At 67.3% G+C, this 16615-nt stretch carries 17 protein-coding genes; 3 read left to right on the top strand and 14 right to left on the bottom strand.

Annotated features, from left to right (window positions below; translation table 11 throughout):
- Nucleotide 1: 1 nt before the first annotated feature.
- The 9 genes from bamC to WT60_RS07950 form a co-directional block, all read right to left on the bottom strand.
- Nucleotides 2-1147 carry an outer membrane protein assembly factor BamC gene (gene bamC, locus WT60_RS07995; protein WP_059577215.1) on the bottom strand — a complete coding sequence of 382 codons (1146 nt, stop codon included), beginning with the start codon at nt 1145-1147 and terminating at the stop codon, nt 2-4.
- Between the two features lie 109 nt (nt 1148-1256).
- The gene (dapA, locus tag WT60_RS07990; RefSeq protein ID WP_060355407.1) at nt 1257-2159 is read right to left on the bottom strand and encodes a 4-hydroxy-tetrahydrodipicolinate synthase; all 903 of its coding nucleotides are present in this window, start codon (nt 2157-2159) and stop codon (nt 1257-1259) included.
- A gap of 44 nt (nt 2160-2203) precedes the next feature.
- The gene (locus WT60_RS07985) at nt 2204-2821 is read right to left on the bottom strand and encodes a class I SAM-dependent methyltransferase (RefSeq protein WP_060355406.1); all 618 of its coding nucleotides are present in this window, start codon (nt 2819-2821) and stop codon (nt 2204-2206) included.
- Nucleotides 2818-4020 (bottom strand): tryptophan--tRNA ligase, encoded by a 1203-nt coding sequence (locus WT60_RS07980; RefSeq protein WP_038750434.1) that lies wholly within the window; start codon nt 4018-4020, stop codon nt 2818-2820. The genes WT60_RS07985 and WT60_RS07980 overlap by 4 nt, the downstream gene beginning before the upstream one ends.
- 8 nt (nt 4021-4028) lie before the next feature.
- Nucleotides 4029-4694, bottom strand: coding sequence for a site-2 protease family protein (locus WT60_RS07975; protein ID WP_038750436.1), 666 nt, complete (start codon nt 4692-4694; stop codon nt 4029-4031).
- A gap of 98 nt (nt 4695-4792) precedes the next feature.
- Complete coding sequence (locus WT60_RS07970; protein WP_038750439.1) at nt 4793-5422, bottom strand: L-threonylcarbamoyladenylate synthase; 630 nt, start codon at nt 5420-5422, stop codon at nt 4793-4795.
- Between the two features lie 66 nt (nt 5423-5488).
- Complete coding sequence (locus WT60_RS07965; RefSeq protein ID WP_060355419.1) at nt 5489-6319, bottom strand: 3',5'-nucleoside bisphosphate phosphatase; 831 nt, start codon at nt 6317-6319, stop codon at nt 5489-5491.
- Nucleotides 6320-6532: 213 nt separating this feature from the next.
- The gene (locus WT60_RS07960) at nt 6533-7423 is read right to left on the bottom strand and encodes an alpha/beta hydrolase (protein ID WP_038750442.1); all 891 of its coding nucleotides are present in this window, start codon (nt 7421-7423) and stop codon (nt 6533-6535) included.
- Nucleotides 7424-7924: 501 nt separating this feature from the next.
- Nucleotides 7925-8743 (bottom strand): ferritin-like domain-containing protein, encoded by an 819-nt coding sequence (locus WT60_RS07950; RefSeq protein ID WP_060355405.1) that lies wholly within the window; start codon nt 8741-8743, stop codon nt 7925-7927.
- Between the two features lie 176 nt (nt 8744-8919).
- Between WT60_RS07950 and WT60_RS07945 the strand changes: the two genes are divergently transcribed.
- From WT60_RS07945 to WT60_RS07935, 3 genes are all read left to right on the top strand, one after another.
- On the top strand, nt 8920-9444 hold the full coding sequence (locus WT60_RS07945) for a gamma carbonic anhydrase family protein (RefSeq protein ID WP_038750448.1): 525 nt from the start codon (nt 8920-8922) through the stop codon (nt 9442-9444).
- A 39-nt stretch (nt 9445-9483) separates the two neighbouring features.
- Entirely contained in the window at nt 9484-10434 is a 951-nt protein-coding gene (gene hslO / locus WT60_RS07940) for an Hsp33 family molecular chaperone HslO (RefSeq protein ID WP_038750451.1), read from the top strand.
- A gap of 76 nt (nt 10435-10510) precedes the next feature.
- A complete protein-coding gene (locus tag WT60_RS07935; protein WP_038750452.1) occupies nt 10511-10855 on the top strand; it encodes a hypothetical protein in 345 nt (114 codons plus the stop codon).
- A 195-nt stretch (nt 10856-11050) separates the two neighbouring features.
- On the opposite strand, the gene ftsB is transcribed toward WT60_RS07935, so the two are convergent.
- The 5 genes from ftsB to WT60_RS07905 form a co-directional block, all read right to left on the bottom strand.
- Nucleotides 11051-11482, bottom strand: coding sequence for a cell division protein FtsB (gene ftsB, locus WT60_RS07930; protein WP_038750455.1), 432 nt, complete (start codon nt 11480-11482; stop codon nt 11051-11053).
- Nucleotides 11483-11576: 94 nt separating this feature from the next.
- Nucleotides 11577-12860 carry a phosphopyruvate hydratase gene (eno, locus tag WT60_RS07925; protein ID WP_006478406.1) on the bottom strand — a complete coding sequence of 428 codons (1284 nt, stop codon included), beginning with the start codon at nt 12858-12860 and terminating at the stop codon, nt 11577-11579.
- Between the two features lie 104 nt (nt 12861-12964).
- Nucleotides 12965-13819 (bottom strand): 3-deoxy-8-phosphooctulonate synthase, encoded by an 855-nt coding sequence (gene kdsA, locus WT60_RS07920; protein WP_038750459.1) that lies wholly within the window; start codon nt 13817-13819, stop codon nt 12965-12967.
- Nucleotides 13816-15477 (bottom strand): CTP synthase, encoded by a 1662-nt coding sequence (locus WT60_RS07915; protein ID WP_038750462.1) that lies wholly within the window; start codon nt 15475-15477, stop codon nt 13816-13818. The genes kdsA and WT60_RS07915 overlap by 4 nt, the downstream gene beginning before the upstream one ends.
- A 277-nt stretch (nt 15478-15754) precedes the next feature.
- On the bottom strand, nt 15755-16585 hold the full coding sequence (locus tag WT60_RS07905; RefSeq protein WP_059577194.1) for an alpha/beta hydrolase: 831 nt from the start codon (nt 16583-16585) through the stop codon (nt 15755-15757).
- Nucleotides 16586-16615 lie beyond the last annotated feature (30 nt).

Here is a 16615-nt window from a genome sequence, read left to right as displayed (position 1 = left end):
CTTAGTTCAGCTGCGCGTGCAGCAGCGAGATGATCCGCTGCGCGTCGGACGAGTTGTCGATCTGGCCGTTCGTGTCGAGGACGGCCACTTGCGTATTCGAGTCGCCCTGCGCGCGCACGTTGACGAGGAATTCCTTGCCCGGCTTCGCGGCCGTCGGGCCACCGTAGAACAGCTTGCCGAACAGGCCGTCGCGCTTGAGCTCTTCCATCGAATTCGCGTAACGGACGTAGTAGATGCCCTTCGAGCGATCTCGATTGTCGACCGTGAAGTTCGTCCGGTCGAGCGCGAGGCCGACACGCAGCCACGCACGGTCGAACGATTCGGCCAGATCGAGCGTCGACGCGCCGCCGTTGGCGCCGACGACCGTCGCGGGCGCCGTCGCCGGACGCGCATCGGCGAGCAGTTGCTTCGCCTGCGCGTCGGTCAGGCCGAATTTTTCCATCAGCTTCGCGAGGAACACCGCTTCGAGCACCGGATTGCGCGGACGCTCTTCCCAGCGCGACGACGTGCCGCCCTGCGCGCCCGTCAGCTTCTCCTCCATCGCGCTATGCGTGATCGAGATGTCGGTGTTGCCGCCGGACGTACGCGTGACGAGCGTGCGGAACCGATCGCGCGTGCCCGACGAATAGGCGAAATCGATCACTCGGCCGATCGTGCGGCGGAACCAGTCGTCCGGGATGTTCGCGCGGTTTTCCGCCCAGTCGGTCGCCATGATGCCGGTCGAAGGCGCGTCCGTCTTCAGCACGAAGCCGTTGTCCTGCCAGAATTCCTTCAATTGCGGCCAGAGCTGCTCGGGCGTGCGGCCGTCGACGACGAGCCAGCGGCGGTCGCCGTCACGCTCGACGTGCATGCCGAACGGGTCCTGCGCGCTCGGCTGCCCTTCCGTCGCGTTGCCCGCGGCCGTCACGGCGCGCGTCGGTGCGGAGCCGAGGCCCGAGTTCGTCGGCGGCGCGACATACGACGGGCTGAGCGGCATCGCCGTCAGATCCTGCGGCACTTGCAGCGGAGGCGCCGAGCCGGTCGACTTGTAGTTGACCCGGTCGGGCGCGAGATAGTCGTTCAGCGTGTCGCAGCCGGCGAGCGCGCCCAGCGCGAGCGCCAGCACCGAAACCTGGATCGCACGGGAGGAAAAGGCGGAATGTTTCATGAAGTCCTTCGTCTTGCTAGAACGCGTGTCACGCACGACGCCGGGAGCGGCCGGGTCGGGTCGGATCGATCGGGATGCGGCGCGGCCGCACGGGCGGCCGCGTTGGGCCTCACAGGAGGCCGGCCTCGCGAAGCGCGCCGCGCACGGCTTCGTGGCAGCGCTCGTCAAGCGGCGTAAGCGGCAGGCGGATGCCGCCTGCGATCTTGCCCATCTGCTGCAGCGCCCACTTCACCGGAATCGGGTTCGCCTCGATGAACAGATTCTTGTGCAGCGACAGGAGCTTCATATGAATCTCGCGCGCCGCCTTCGCGTCGGCGGCAATCGCCGCGCGGCACAGTTCGCTCATCGCGCGCGGCGCGACGTTCGCCGTCACCGAGATGTTGCCGTGGCCGCCGAGGAGCATCAGCGCGATCGCGGTCGGATCGTCGCCGCTGTAGATCGAGAAGTTCGCGGGCGCCGCGTTGATCAGCTGCGCGGCGCGATCGATGTTGCCCGTCGCGTCCTTCACGCCGATGATGCCCGGCACCTGCGCGAGCCGCAGGATCGTCTCGTTCGACATGTCCGCGACCGTGCGCCCCGGCACGTTGTAGAGAATCACCGGCAAGTCGACCGCTTCGGCGATCGCCTTGAAGTGGCGGTACATCCCTTCCTGCGTCGGCTTGTTGTAATACGGCACCACCTGCAGCGTCGCGTCGGCGCCCACCGCCTTCGCGTGCTTCGACAGCTCGATCGCCTCGGCCGTCGAATTGCCGCCCGCGCCCGCGACGATCGGAATCCGCTTCGCCGCATGCTTGACCGCGGTTTCGATCATGAGGACGTGCTCGTCGACGGAAAGCGTCGCCGATTCGCCGCTCGTGCCGACCACGACGAGGGCATCCGTCCCCTCTTCGATATGCCAGTCGATCAGCTTGCGGAAGGCCGCCAGATCGAGGCCGCCGTCCTCGAGCATCGGGGTGACGATCGCGGGGACGCTGCCGCGGATTTGAATGCCGTCTTGAGTGCCGTTAGCCATGAAACAAACGCGATGAAAAATCGGTAAATGTCGATTGTAGCGGATTAGCCTGCCAGTCCGTAACGCGGATATCCCGCCCCTTCTTCCGCCGCGGCGCGCTCGCGCACCGCGCAGATTCGTTGGACGAATGCGTCGCGCGGCGTGGCGGCGAACCCGTCCTCGAACGCGACGACGCGCAACTGCCCGCGCACCGCGCCGAGCAACTCGCCCGGCGCGAGCAGAAACGCCGGATTGGACGGTTTGCCGACCGTTTGGTTGCCTTGCGCGAACGTCTCGTACAACAGCACGCCGCCCGGCGCGACTGCGGCGACGAGACGCGGCAGCAGCGGACGATGCAGATAATTCGTCACGACGACCGCGGCGAAGCGCGCGTCGCCGGCAAGCGGCCACGGCGCGGCTTCGAGATCGGCCGCCTGCTCGGCGACGCCCGGCAGCGCGCCGAGCGACGCGAGTGCGGCCGGCTCCCGCTCGAGCGCGCACACCGGATGGCCGCGTTCGGCGAACCAGCGCGCGTGGCGGCCGTGGCCCGCGGCGACATCGAGCACCGTGCCGCCCGCCGGCACGAGATGCGACCACTTGCGTATCCACGCGGACGCCTCGGCCGCCGCGCCGTGCGCCGCCGCGCTCGGCGCGCCGTCTACCGCGATCGTCAGCGTCTTCAACTGTACGCGAGCCCCATCGCCTCGCGCACGTCGCGCATCGTCTCGACCGCGTGCTTGCGCGCCTTGTCGCAGCCGTCCGCGACGATCGCGCGCAGCAGCGACGGATCGTCCATGTACTTCTGAGCGCGCTCGAGCATCGGCTGCTGTTCGCGCAAAATCCCTTCGACCACCGGTTGCTTGCAGTCGAGGCAGCCGATGCCCGCCGAGCGGCAGCCCTTCTGCACCCACTCGTGCGTCGCTTCGTCCGTATAGACCTGGTGCAGCTGCCACACCGGGCACTTGTCCGGATCGCCCGGATCGGTGCGGCGCACGCGCGCCGGATCGGTCGGCATCGTGCGGACTTTCTTCGTGATCGTCTCCGCGTCCTCGCGCAGGCCGATCGTGTTGCCGTACGACTTCGACATCTTCTGCCCGTCGAGGCCGGGCATCCGAGACGCCGCGGTGAGGAGCGCCTGCGGCTCGACGAGGATGATCTTGCGTGCGCCTTCGAGATAGCCGAACAGGCGCTCGCGGTCGCTCATCGACAGGCTCTGCGATTCCTGCAGCATCGCGCGCGCCTGTTCGAGCGCCTCGTCGTCGCCTTCCTGCTGATAGGCGTTGCGCAGCTCGTGATAGAGCTTCGCGCGCTTGCCGCCCAGCTTCTTCGCCGCTTCGAGCGCCTTCTCCTCGAAGCCCGGCTCGCGGCCGTACAGGTAATTGAAGCGGCGCGCGATCTCGCGCGTCATCTCGACGTGCGGCACCTGATCCTCGCCGACCGGCACGAGCGAGCCGCGATAAAGCAGGATGTCGGCCGCCATCAGCACCGGGTAGCCGAGGAAGCCGTACGTCGACAGATCCTTGTCCTTCAGCTTCTCGATCTGCTCCTTGTAGGTCGGCACGCGCTCGAGCCAGCCGAGCGGCGTGCTCATCCCGAGCAGCAGCGCGAGCTCGGCATGCTCGGGCACCTTGCTCTGGATGAAGAGCGTCGCCTGCGCCGGGTCGATGCCGGACGCGAGCCAGTCGATCAGCACGTCCCAGACGTTCTTCTCGATCACCTCGGGCGTTTCGTAGTGCGTCGTCAGCGCATGCCAATCGACGACGCAGAAGAAACACGGGTACTCGGACTGCAGCTTGACCCAGTTCTTCAGCACGCCGTGATAGTGGCCGAGGTGGAGCGACCCGGTGGGTCGCATGCCGGAAAAGATACGGTCTGGGAACATGATTGTCGTTAGAAAAGCGAGGCGAAAGGAGTCAGGATGGCCGTCACGACGGCGTAGCCGGCGCCCACCAGCGGCCTGAGCCACAATTTCGTCAGAAGGCCCGTCGCGACGAGCGCGAGCACGATGAAAAAGCCGTACGGCTCGAGCCGCGACAGCGCGATCGATTGCTTCGGCGGCAGCAGCGCCGCGAGCACGCGCCCGCCGTCGAGGGGCGGCAGCGGAAAGAGGTTCAGCACCGCGAGCACCAGATTGACGCCGACGCCCGCGCCCGCCATGCGCGTGAAGAACGGCTCGTCGATCGCGAGCGCGGCGAGGCCGATGCTCACGAAGCCCCAGATCAGCGCCTGGACGAAGTTGCAGCCCGGCCCCGCGAGCGCGACCCACAGGCTGCCCCAGCGCGGGTTGCGCAGATTGCGGAACGTGACGGGCACGGGCTTCGCGTAGCCGAACAGGAACGCCCCGCTCGTCAGGAAGTACAGCACGAGCGGAATCACGATCGTGCCGAACGGATCGATGTGGCGCATCGGGTTGAACGACACGCGGCCCATCATGTAAGCGGTGTTGTCGCCGAGCAGGCGAGCGACGTAGCCGTGGGCGGCCTCGTGCAGCGTGATCGCGAAGATCACGGGCAGCGCATAGACGGCGATTGTCTGTATCAGGGAAGAAGCATTCATAGCGCGCTATTGTAACAAGCGGGAAACGCGCGAACGACGCGCGTGCATGCGGACCGCAACGGCGGCCGCTCCGGTGCGCCGGGACGGCGCGGCTGCGCTCACGCGGCGAGGCCGAACGGCTCGAGCGGCCCGCGGCCGGCCCGCACGAGCTGCGGCGCGTCGCCCGTCAGGTCGATCACCGTCGACGGCTCGCGCGGACACGCGCCGCCGTCGATCACGAGGTCGACCTGCTTTTCGAGGCGCACGCGGATTTCTTCGGGCTCGTTGAGCGGCTCGTCGTCGGGCGGCAGGATCAGCGTCGTGCCGAGGAGCGGCTGGCCGAGCGTCTCGAGCAGCGCGAGCGTGATCGCATGCGCGGGCACGCGCAGCCCGATCGTCTTGCGCGACGGGTGCGACAGCCGCCGCGGCACTTCCTTCGTCGCCTGCAGGATGAACACGTACGGCCCCGGCGTCACCGACTTGATCAGCCGGTATTGCCGGTTGTCGACCATCGCGAACGTCGCGAGCTCGGACAGATCGCGCACGAGCAGCGACAGATGCTGCTTCTCGTCGAGCCCGCGGATGCGGCGCACGCGCTCGACCGCGTCCTTGTCGTCGAGATGGCACGCGAGCGCATAGCTCGAATCGGTCGGCAGCGCGATCACGCCGCCGCCCCGCACGATTTCGGCCGCCTGCTTGACGAGGCGCGGCTGCGGATTATCCGGATGAATCCTGAAGAATTGGGACATGGGGACAAAGAGTATGGTTCGGCGCGCACGCCGGCCCGCGGCCGGACGCGCCGCCGGCGGACGCCGCTACAGCCAGCGCTCCCAGACGGGTTTGAGATCGGACGGCAGCGGCGGCAGGCTGCCGAGCTCGGTGCGCCCTTCGCCCGGCGCGTGGAAATCGGAGCCGCGCGACGCCTCGAAGCCGAAGCGCCGCGCGACGTCGGCGTATTCGCGGTACTGGTCGAGCGTGTGGCTGCCCGTCACGACCTCGATCGCGACGCCGCCCAAATCGATGAATTCGGCGAAGAACGCGTCGAATTCGACGGGCGTATACGCATAGCGGCCCGGATGCGCGACGACCGCCTCGCCGCCCGCCTGCCGAATCCACGTGACGGCGTCGGACAGCTTCGCCCAGCGGTGCGCGACGTAGCCTGGCTTGCCGTCGCCGAGATAGCGGTCGAACACGTCGGGAATCGACGCCGCATGCCCGTTGTCGACGAGAAAGCGTGCGAAGTGGGTGCGCGAGATCAGATCGGGATTCGACGCGTATGCGAGCGCGCCTTCGTAAGCGCCTTCGATGCCGAGCGCCGCGAGCGCGTCGCCGATCGCCATTGCGCGCGCCGCGCGGCCGTTGCGCGTGCGGTAAAGGCCATCGACGAGCGTGCGGTTCTCCGGATCGATGTTCAGGCCGACGATGTGCACGGTGCGCGACGCCCACGTCACCGAAATCTCGACACCGTGCAGATAGCGCATGCCGAGCGCCTCGGCGGTTTCGCGCGCGGCGCGCTGGCCGCCGACCTCGTCGTGATCCGTCAGCGCCCACAGCGTGACGCCGCCCGCATGCGCGCGACGCGCGACGTCGGCGGGAGAAAGCTGACCGTCGGAGACGTTCGAATGGCAGTGGAGATCGGCGTTCATCGTGGGCATCGGAGACTAAGCGTTCATTCTACTGCAATGCGCAAATTCGCCGAATGCGCCCCCGATGCCAATGGACGGGGCCGCGGCCGATTCCGGGGCCTTGCCTCGGTGCTCTCTCGCGTTTCGCGTATCTCCTTTCGCCGATTGGCCGATTGGCCGATTGGCTGATTGGTCGACTTGTCGCCGAGCCGGAGCGGCGATCCCGATGTCAGCTCACGCGCAAAACGCCTCGATCAGCGCCGCGATCTGTTCCGGCTGGTCGTGATGGACCATGTGCCCCGCATCCTCGACGAGTTTTTCGCGCCAGTCGGCGAACGCCGCAAAACGCGCCTTGAATTCGGGAATCGGAATCTCGCCCGCGAGAAACGCCAGCGTCGGCGAATCGACCGCCTCGACGTGCAGCACCTTCGCGCGCACCTTCGACCAGATCGCCATCACCTCGTCGAGCCGGTACAGCAGCGGGCCGCGCAGCTTGTGCGCGGGATCGGCGAGCAGCTGGTATTGACCGTGCGCATCGCGCATCGACCAATGCTCGGCAAGAAACGCCGCGCGGCGCGGCTCGAGGCGCGGATTGGTCTTGACGAGGCGCGCGGCGACGTCCTCGAGCGACGCGTAGCGCTTGAGCGTCGGCGGCGTGCGTAGCTCGTCGAGCCATTGCCCGACGCGCCGCGGCGCCTGCTCGACGCGCGCGGGCGCGAGCCCGAATCCCTCCAGATCGACGACCCGCCGCACCCGCTGCGGCCGCGCGCCCGCGTACAGGCAAACGACGTTCGCCCCCATGCTGTGGCCGATTAGATTGACTTCGCCGTCGGGCGTGTAGTGGTCGATCAGCGCATCGAGGTCCGCCAGGTATTCGTGGAACCAGTAATGGCCGCCGCCCTGCGCGGCGACCGGCCAATCGGACAGCCCGAAGCCGCGCGCATCGGGGGCGATCACCTGCCAGTCGCCCGCGAGCGCGTCGACGACGAACTGAAACGACGCCGCGACGTCCATCCAGCCGTGCAACATGTAGAGCGTCGGCGCATCGGGCCGCCCCCAGCGGCGCACATGCAGTTTCACGCCGCGAACCGTGACGAAATCGGAGACAGATTGAGTGGAATGCATCGCAGCCGCCAAAAAAGAATGACCGTTCGATTATATCGATCCGGCTCACCTGGCGTCGGCCGGGGGTCAAGTCGGCGTGCGTGTCGAGGCACTTCTCTAGGTAAGCCGAGCGGCTGCAGCGGGCGCTCAATTGAGGGGCAGATCCAGAGGAACCGCGCAAACCGCCACGAATCGGCCCGAATCGGCACCAATCGTCGAAAACCGTCGCGATTCACCGCGATTCGCCGCAATTCGAATTCGTCGCGACTCGCCGGGTTGAGCAACGGCGGCATCTCCGACCGCCAACGTTGATCGGCGGATACCGATCGTGGCGCGCTCACGCCCCGGTTTGGCGAGCGAGGCGCACAGATCGCACGACAGCTTCGACGCGCCGATCACCGCGTCACCGCGTCACCCGGCGACCGCCCCTCCCGATCCGCCCGCCGGTCCTGTCGACCTGCCGTCCCGCTCACGGCGCACGCGCGGCCGCCGGACCACGGCCGCACACGCAGCGCGAGCCCGTCATGCCTTCGGCTCGATGTCCTGCGCGACGAGCGCGTTCAATTCGTCGTCGTCGAATCCCGCGGCGCGGCGGGCATCGAAATTGAACGGGCCGCGCAACCGCGGCGCACGGTACTGCGCAGCGAGCCGTTCGTAGGCCGCACGCGGATCGAGCCCCGCCTCGTCGCACAGATGGCGAAACCACCGATTGCCGATCCACACGTGGCCGATCTCGTCGCGCAGGATCACGTCGAGAATCGCCGCAGACGCATCGTCGCCCGCTTGCTGAAGCCGTGCGCGGATCGGCGGCGACGCATCGAGCCCGCGCGCCTCGAGCGTGCGCGGCACGAGCGCCATCCGCGCGAGCACGTCGCCTGCCGTGCGCTCGCACATCTCCCACAGGCCGTCGTGCGCGGGAAAATCGCCGTACGCATGGCCGAATTCGGCAAGGCGCGCGGCGAGCAGCGAATAGTGATGCGCCTCCTCGGCCGCGACCTTCAGCCAGTCCGCATAGAACGCCGCGGGCATCTGCGCGAAGCGCCACACTGCGTCAAGCGCGAGATTGATCGCGTTGAACTCGATATGCGCGAGCGCGTGCAACAGCACCGCGCGCCCTTGCGGCGAACGCATGCTGCGCCGCTCGAGCCGGCGCGGCTCGACGAGCGCCGGGCGCGCGGGCCGCCCGGGCAGGCCGCCCCCGGGCGCGCTCAGCTCGCGCTCGGGCCAGGCCGCCGCGCGGCCGTCGGCGAGCGCCGCGCGCAACTCGGCGACGAGCGCGGCCTTGCGCACGGGATCGGGCTCGCAAAGCGCGGTAAGCGCGTCGCTGCGCGCGCAGCGCAAGGGTTCGGGCGACGAAATCGGCACGTGTGGCATGAGAAGGCGACGCGCCCGCGCGGCACGCGCGCGAACGGCCGGGACAACCGTTTACAATAAAGGATTCGATCGCGCCGCATCCAAGCGCGACACAACCGCGCGCCATTGTACCGGCCGCCCAGACAAGCCCCAAGGGAGACATCGTGACCATCTACAAGCTCGGCGACAACGCCCCGTCCATCCACGAAAGCGTGTTCGTCGCGGACAGCGCGTCGATCGTCGGCAAGGTCGTGCTCGAAGAGAACGCGAGCGTGTGGTTCGGCGCGACGATCCGCGGCGACAACGAGCCGATCACGGTCGGCGCGGGCAGCAACGTGCAGGAAGGCGCGGTGCTGCACACCGACCCGGGATGCCCGCTCACGATCGCGCCGAACGTGACGGTCGGCCATCAGGCGATGCTGCACGGCTGCACGATCGGCGAAGGCTCGCTGATCGGCATCCAGGCGGTGATCTTGAATCGCGCGGTGATCGGCCGCAACTGTCTCGTCGGCGCCGGCGCGGTGATCACCGAGGGCAAGACGTTTCCGGACAATTCGCTGATTCTCGGCGCGCCGGCGAAGGTCGTGCGTACGCTGTCCGACGAGGACATCGCGCGGATGCACATGAACACGAAGAGCTACGCGATGCGGCGCGCGTATTTCAAGGAGCAGCTCGTGCGGATCGGCTGATCCGCCGCGCGCGAGCCGTTTGATCGTCAAGGGAAAAAAGTGAGCGACCAGTTACAGAAATTCATGTTCAACGCGGCCCCGGTGCGCGGCGAGATCGTCTCGCTGCGCAACACGTGGCAGGAGGTGCTCACGCGCCGCGATTATCCGATGCCCGTGCGCAACGTGCTCGGCGAAATGATGGCGGCGTGCGCGCTGCTGTCGGCGAACCTGAAGTTCGACGGCACGCTCATCATGCAGATCTTCGGCGACGGCCCGGTGAAGATGCTCGTCGTGCAGTGCAGCTCGGATCTCGCGATGCGCGCGACCGCGAAGTTCTCGGGCAACGCCGCGCAGAGCGTCGGCGACGGCACTTCGTTCGCCGAGCTGATCAACGCGAGCGGCCACGGCCGCTGCGTGATCACGCTCGATCCGGCCGACAAGCGGCCGGGCCAGCAGCCGTATCAGGGCATCGTGCCGCTGAACGGCGAGGACGGCCCGCTCGCGTCGATCGCCGACGTGCTCGAGCATTACATGCGGCACTCCGAGCAGCTCGACACGCGCCTCTGGCTCGCGGCCGATCACGATCGCGCGGTCGGCGTGCTGCTGCAGAAGCTGCCGGGCGACGGCGGCATCGTGCCGCGCGTGGAGGAAACCGACGAGGACACGTGGGAGCGCGTCTGCACGCTCGGCGGCACGCTGTCGCCGAAAGAACTGCTCGAAGTGGAACCCGCGACCGTGTTTCGGCGTCTGTTCTGGCAGGAGAATGTGCAGCACTTCGAACCGACCGCCACGCGCTTCCAGTGCACGTGCTCGCGCGAGAAGGTCGGCGGGATGCTGCGCATGCTCGGGCGCGTCGAAATCGACGGCGTGATCGAGGAGCGCGGCCACGTCGAAATTCACTGCGAATTCTGCAACCAGCGTTACGAATTTGATCCGGTCGATGTCACGCAGCTATTCTCGACATCCGAACTCGGTGCGGGCGTCGCGCCCGCCGCTGCGCAGAAGCACTGAGGCGCCCGCGCACGGGCAACGCGCCGCGCGCACCGTGCGGCGGGCACGGCGCCGGCACAAGCCAGGAGGCAGTAGCATGAAACCGATACTCGTTCGCGCCGCGCCGCTCGCGGCGCTCGTTGCGGCCGCGTCGCTGAGCGGATGCGTCGCGCCGCCGTCGATGACCGTCTTGAGCCGTCTGCCCGAGCAAGCGGGCACGACGATGCACACGCTCACGCCCGACGAGCGCAAGCGCTACGACGAGATCGACCGGCAAGTGCTGCGCGAGCAGAACGCGGCGATCGCGGCCGACGAAGCGGCGCGCGCGTGGTCGTACTACTATCCGCCGCCCATCACCTATTACGGCGGCTACTACGGCGGCGGCTGGGGACACGGCTGGGGCACGGGCTTCAGCTACGGCTACCCGGGCTGGTGGTGGTGAAACGCCGAATTCCGGCAGTTCCGGCGAATTAAGAACCCACGAGAAACAAAAAAGCGCGGCCGCAAGACCGCGCTTTTTTACTAGGCTTTCCGAAGCATCTCGATTGCGTGAAAACCGTACCGCTCCGCACCTCCGAGCCGGCATCGCCCGCACCGCGATCCGGCGCGCTCGGCGTGCAGCCCGACGGCGCGCCCGTCAGCCGTGCGCGGGCTTGTGGGCCTTGTCGCCGCCGTGCCGCTTTTCAGGCTTCGCGCGCGACACGGGATTCGGCACGACGCGCACCGGCGCGGCCGACACCTCGCCGCGCGTCGACGCCGCCGGCTGCGCGTTGCCCTGCGCCGTCGGCGCCGGCGAATTCGGCGACACGAACTGCACGAACACCTCGCTGTCCTTCACCATGCCCATCTCGTAGCGCGCGCGTTCCTCGATCGCCGACGTGCCGTTCTGCAAATCCTGCACTTCGCCCGCGATCCGCTCGTTGCGCAGCTTCGCGTCGGCGTTCTTCTGCAACTGGTCGTTCAACTGCTGCCGCAGTTCATGCACCCGCAGCCAGCCGCCATGCCCCCACCACAACGGGTACTGAATCACGACCAGCAAAGCGATCAGAACGACGGTAACGAGCCGCATGAATAAGCCGCAGATATAAGAAGCGCCGCTTCACGATATCGCGAAGCGGCGTCATCATCGATGAACAAGAGCGATAGTAACGCGTCAGCGCACGTCAGCGCAGGTTGTAGAACGCCGATTTGCCCGGGTAGCTCGCGATGTCGCCCAGATCCTCTTCGATGCGAAGCAGCTGGTTGTACTTCGAAATGCGATCGCTGCGCGACAGCGAGCCCGTCTTGATCTGGCCGGCGTTCAGGCCGACCGCGATGTCGGCGATCGTCGAATCTTCCGTTTCGCCCGAGCGGTGCGAGATCACGGCCGTGTAGCCGGCGCGCTTCGCCATCTCGATGGCCGCGAACGTTTCGGTGAGCGTGCCGATCTGGTTGATCTTGATGAGGATCGAGTTCGCGATGCCCTTCTCGATGCCTTCCTTCAGGATGCGCGTGTTCGTGACGAACAGGTCGTCACCGACCAGCTGCACCTTCTTGCCGAGACGGTCGGTCAGCAGCTTCCAGCCGTCCCAGTCGCTTTCGTGCATGCCGTCCTCGATCGACACGATCGGGAACTTGTCGGCGAGCGTCGCGAGGTAGTCGGTGAATTCGGCCGACGACAGCTGCAGGCCTTCGCCCGCGAGCTGGTACTTGCCGTCGTGGTAGAACTCGGAGGCCGCGCAGTCGAGCGCGAGCAGCACGTCTTCGCCCGCGCGGTAGCCGGCCTTCTCGATCGCCTGCAGGATCGTCGACAGGCATTCGTCGTTGCTGCCGAAGTTCGGCGCGAAGCCGCCTTCGTCGCCGACTGCCGTGCTCATGCCGCGGTCGCTGAGAATCTTCTTCAGCGCGTGGAACACTTCGGCGCCGCAACGCAGGGCTTCACGGAACGTCGGCTGGCTGACCGGGACGATCATGAATTCCTGGATGTCGAGGCTGTTGTTCGCGTGCGCGCCGCCGTTGACGATGTTCATCATCGGCACCGGCAGCTGCATCGCGCCCGAGCCGCCGAAGTAGCGGTACAGCGGCAGGCCGGCTTCCTCGGCGGCCGCCTTCGCGACGGCCATCGACACGGCCAGCATCGCGTTCGCGCCGAGGCGCGACTTGTTGTCGGTGCCGTCGAGCTCGAGCAGCGTCTTGTCGAGGAACGCCTGCTCGGACGCATCGAGGCCCATGATCGCTTCGGAGATCTCGGTGTTGATGTGCTCGACCGCCTTCAGCACGCCCTTGCCGTTGTAGCGGCCGGCTTCGCCGTCGCGCAGCTCGATCGCCTCGCGCGAGCCGGTCGATGCGCCCGACGGCACCGCCGCGCGGCCCATCGTGCCCGATTCGAGCAGCACGTCGCATTCGACGGTAGGGTTGCCGCGCGAATCCAGAATTTCGCGGCCGATGATGTCTACGATTGCACTCATGGTTTCCTCTGAAAATAACGACGGATTCTGTCTTCAGCGACGGCTGCCGATGCGTGCGCGGCAGCCGCTCCTGCTACTGACGCGCGCCGCGGCCGCCGAGTTCATCAATTGAAATCGTTTTCCAGGAACGGCGCGCGCTTCACCGCCTGATCGAGCGTGACGAGCGTCTCCAGCAGCGCGGCCATCCTGCCGAGCGGCACCGCGTTCGGGCCGTCCGACTTCGCCTCGGCCGGGTTCGGATGCGTCTCCATGAACAGGCCCGCGACGCCCGTCGCCACCGCCGCGCGCGCGAGCACCGGCACGAACTCGCGCTGGCCGCCCGAGCTCGTGCCCTGCCCGCCCGGCAACTGCACCGAGTGGGTCGCGTCGAACACGACGGGCGCGCCCGTCTCGCGCATGATCGCGAGCGAACGCATGTCCGACACCAGGTTGTTGTAGCCGAACGACACGCCCCGCTCGCACGCCATGAAGCGGTCGTCCGACAGCCCCGCCTCGCGGGCGGCGTCGCGCGCCTTGTCGATCACGTTCTTCATGTCGTGCGGCGCGAGAAACTGGCCCTTCTTGATGTTCACGGGCTTGCCCGATTGCGCGCACGCGCGGATGAAGTCGGTCTGGCGGCACAGGAACGCGGGCGTCTGAAGAACATCGACTGCGGCCGCCACCTGCGCGATCTCGTCGATCTCGTGCACGTCGGTCAGCACCGGCACGTTCAGCTGCCGCTTCACCTCGGCGAGAATCCGCAGGCCCTCGTCCATCCCGAGCCCGCGAAACGACTTGCCCGAGCTGCGATTGGCTTTGTCGTACGACGACTTGTAGATGAACGGCACGCCGAGCTTCGCGCAGATTTCCTTCAGCCGGCCCGCCGTGTCGATCGTCATCTGCTCCGATTCCACGACGCACGTGCCGGCGATCAGGAAGAACGGCTTGTCGAGCCCGACTTCGAACCCTGCGAGATTCATGCTTTCGCTCCGGCGCGCGACTGCTGATACGCGAGCGCGGCTTGGACGAACGACTTGAAGAGCGGATGGCCGTCACGCGGCGTCGACGTGAATTCCGGGTGGAACTGGACGCCGACGAACCAAGGGTGCATCGTGCGCGGCAGCTCCATCATTTCCGGCAGATCCTCGCTCGGCGTGCGCGCGCTGATCACGAGGCCGCCCGCCTCGAGCTGCGGCACGAAGCGATTGTTGACCTCGTAGCGGTGGCGGTGGCGCTCGTTCACGTCCTTGCCGTAGATCTCCTCGGCGAGCGTGCCCACCTTGATCGGGCAGCGCTGCGAGCCGAGCCGCATCGTGCCACCGAGATCCGAATCCTCGGTGCGCTTCTCGACCTTGCCTTCGCGGTCGTACCACTCGGTGATCAGCGCGACGACGCGCTCCGGCGTGTTCTGATCGAACTCGGTGCTGTTCGCCCGCGCGAGGCCGACGACGTCGCGCGCGAATTCGATGACGGCGAGCTGCATCCCGAGGCAGATGCCGAGATACGGCACCTTCGCCTCGCGCGCATGGCGGATCGCGGCGATCTTGCCTTCGGTGCCGCGCCGGCCGAAGCCGCCCGGCACGAGCACGGCGTCCAGATGCGCGAGGCTCGCGGCGCCGTTCGTCTCGAGCTCTTCCGAATCGATGTACTCGATGTTGACCTTGGTCGACGTGTGGATCGACGCATGGCGCAGCGCCTCGATCAGCGACTTGTACGACTCCGTCAGGTCGACGTACTTGCCGACCATTCCGATCGTCACCTCGTGCTTCGGGTTCTGAAGCTTATCGACGAGCTCCGACCACATGCTCAGGTCGGCCGGCTTCGGATCGAGCTTGAGCTCTTCGCAGATGATCTTGTCGAGGCCTTGGTCGTGCAGCATCTGCGGGATCTTGTAGATGCTGTCGACGTCCCACACCGAGATCACCGCGTCTTCCGGCACGTTCGAGAAGAGCGAGATCTTCTTCGATTCGTCGTCGGGGATCGGGCGATCGGCGCGGCAAAGCAGCACGTGCGGCGAAATGCCGATCTCGCGCAGCTTCTGCACGCTGTGCTGGGTCGGTTTCGTCTTCAGCTCGCCCGCCGTCGCGATGAACGGCACGAGCGTCAGGTGAACGAAACATGCGCTGTTGCGCCCGAGGCGCAGGCTCATCTGGCGCGCCGCCTCGAGGAACGGCAGCGACTCGATGTCGCCCACCGTGCCGCCGATCTCGACGATCGCGACGTCCGGCTCGCCGCACGTGGCCGACGCGGCGCCGCGCTCGATGAACGCCTGGATCTCGTTCGTGATGTGCGGGATCACCTGCACGGTCTTGCCGAGGTAATCGCCGCGACGCTCCTTGCGGATCACCGATTCGTAGATCTGACCGGTCGTGAAATTGTTGGCCTTGCGCATCTTCGTGCTGATGAAGCGCTCATAGTGGCCGAGGTCCAGATCGGTTTCCGCGCCGTCTTCCGTCACGAACACTTCGCCGTGCTGAAACGGGCTCATCGTGCCGGGGTCGACGTTGATGTAGGGATCGAGTTTGAGGAGGGTGACTTTGAGGCCGCGCGATTCGAGGATCGCGGCGAGAGAAGCGGCGGCAATGCCCTTGCCGAGGGAAGAAACTACGCCGCCGGTGACGAAAACATATTTGGTCATCGCTGGATGCTCGCGGGAAAAACGGATTATACCGTAAAGGCCGCGCGCCACTCAGCAATCGACGCTCGATCGCACCCTTTCCTTCTCCTTTCCGAGCTCGCCGGCAGCCGCCCGGCCGTCGTGCGGGGCGCGCACGCCGCATGCCGCGTATCACCGCGCGTCGCACCGCGCGCCACGCGAATCCGGTGCGCCGCCCCAGCGGCTCATCCGGCGTCGCAATCGACCGTCGGTGCGCGCCGCGGCATATGCGACATATGCGTGCCGCGCGCCGCCGCGATCACCCGCGCCGCGCGTCGGCGCCGCCGCCCTCCGCGGCACGCAGCATGTTGAGCATGCGCTGCAGCGCTCGCGCGGTCTCGAGCGGGCGCTCCATCGGGAAGAGGTGGCTGCCCTCGAGCCATTCGATCCGGCCGTGCGCCGCGCGCTGCGTCGCCGCGAGCCCGATCTGGCGGATCTCGCGCGAGCGCGTGCCGGCGAGAAAGCCGACCGGCACGGGCGCGCCGCGCGCGAGGCGCGGGCCGAGCGTGTGCGGCAGTGTCCGGTAGATCATGTATTCGATCTGCCGATCGAACGCGAGCGCGCGCTCGCCCGCCGCACTCGTCTGCGGAATGCCGTAGTCGATGTAATCGGACAGCATCCGCTCGTCCCAGCGCGCGAACGACGGCTTCGCGCGGAAGTGGCGCCACGCGTCGTCGCGGCTCGCCCAATGGACGCGGCGGTTGCGCGTCGCGGCGGCGGGCGACAGGCGCTCGTCGAGCCCCGTCCATTGGCTCACGCGCAGCGCGCTGCTGCGCCAGCCTGCAATCACCGGCGAATCGAGCATCACGACGCCGCGCACCCATTGCGGGCGCTTGAGCGCCGCCATCAGCGACAGGTAACCGCCGAGCGAATGGCCGACGAGCCATACGGGCCGCTCGTACGCGCGGCCGATGTCGTCGAGCAGTTGCTCGACGAGGTGCGGCCAATCGCGCGTCACCGGAAAGCGCCGGTCGTGGCCGATCCGCTCGATGTAGCGCCACTCGTAGTCGTCCGCGAGCTCGGCGAAGATCGTCCGGTAAGTGGAAGCCGGAAAGCCGTTCGCATGCGAAAAATGGATGATGTCCTTCAAACGCCGCTGTCTCCCTGTCGTAGCCTCCGC

Origin of the sequence: Burkholderia sp. MSMB617WGS (assembly GCF_001532025.2) — a bacterium.
In the GTDB taxonomy this organism is placed as follows: Bacteria; Pseudomonadota; Gammaproteobacteria; order Burkholderiales; family Burkholderiaceae; genus Burkholderia; species Burkholderia savannae.
The sequence above is the reverse complement of the archived record's forward strand: the minus strand, read 5'-3'. Positions and strand labels throughout refer to the sequence as shown.

Excerpts from the sequence above, each read along its gene's own strand:
- WT60_RS07935 (WP_038750452.1), top strand. The coding sequence starts at position 10,511 with ATGAAACCGATACTCGTTCGCGCCGCGCCGCTCGCGGCGCTCGTTGCG.
- bamC (WP_059577215.1), bottom strand. The coding sequence starts at position 1,147 with ATGAAACATTCCGCCTTTTCCTCCCGTGCGATCCAGGTTTCGGTGCTG.
- WT60_RS07970 (WP_038750439.1), bottom strand. The coding sequence starts at position 5,422 with ATGTCCCAATTCTTCAGGATTCATCCGGATAATCCGCAGCCGCGCCTC.
- WT60_RS07965 (WP_060355419.1), bottom strand. The coding sequence starts at position 6,319 with ATGAACGCCGATCTCCACTGCCATTCGAACGTCTCCGACGGTCAGCTT.
- eno (WP_006478406.1), bottom strand. The coding sequence starts at position 12,860 with ATGAGTGCAATCGTAGACATCATCGGCCGCGAAATTCTGGATTCGCGC.
- dapA (WP_060355407.1), bottom strand. The coding sequence starts at position 2,159 with ATGGCTAACGGCACTCAAGACGGCATTCAAATCCGCGGCAGCGTCCCC.
- WT60_RS07975 (WP_038750436.1), bottom strand. The coding sequence starts at position 4,694 with ATGAATGCTTCTTCCCTGATACAGACAATCGCCGTCTATGCGCTGCCC.
- WT60_RS07960 (WP_038750442.1), bottom strand. The coding sequence starts at position 7,423 with ATGCATTCCACTCAATCTGTCTCCGATTTCGTCACGGTTCGCGGCGTG.
- WT60_RS07980 (WP_038750434.1), bottom strand. The coding sequence starts at position 4,020 with ATGTTCCCAGACCGTATCTTTTCCGGCATGCGACCCACCGGGTCGCTC.
- kdsA (WP_038750459.1), bottom strand. The coding sequence starts at position 13,819 with ATGAATCTCGCAGGGTTCGAAGTCGGGCTCGACAAGCCGTTCTTCCTG.
- WT60_RS07915 (WP_038750462.1), bottom strand. The coding sequence starts at position 15,477 with ATGACCAAATATGTTTTCGTCACCGGCGGCGTAGTTTCTTCCCTCGGC.
- ftsB (WP_038750455.1), bottom strand. The coding sequence starts at position 11,482 with ATGCGGCTCGTTACCGTCGTTCTGATCGCTTTGCTGGTCGTGATTCAG.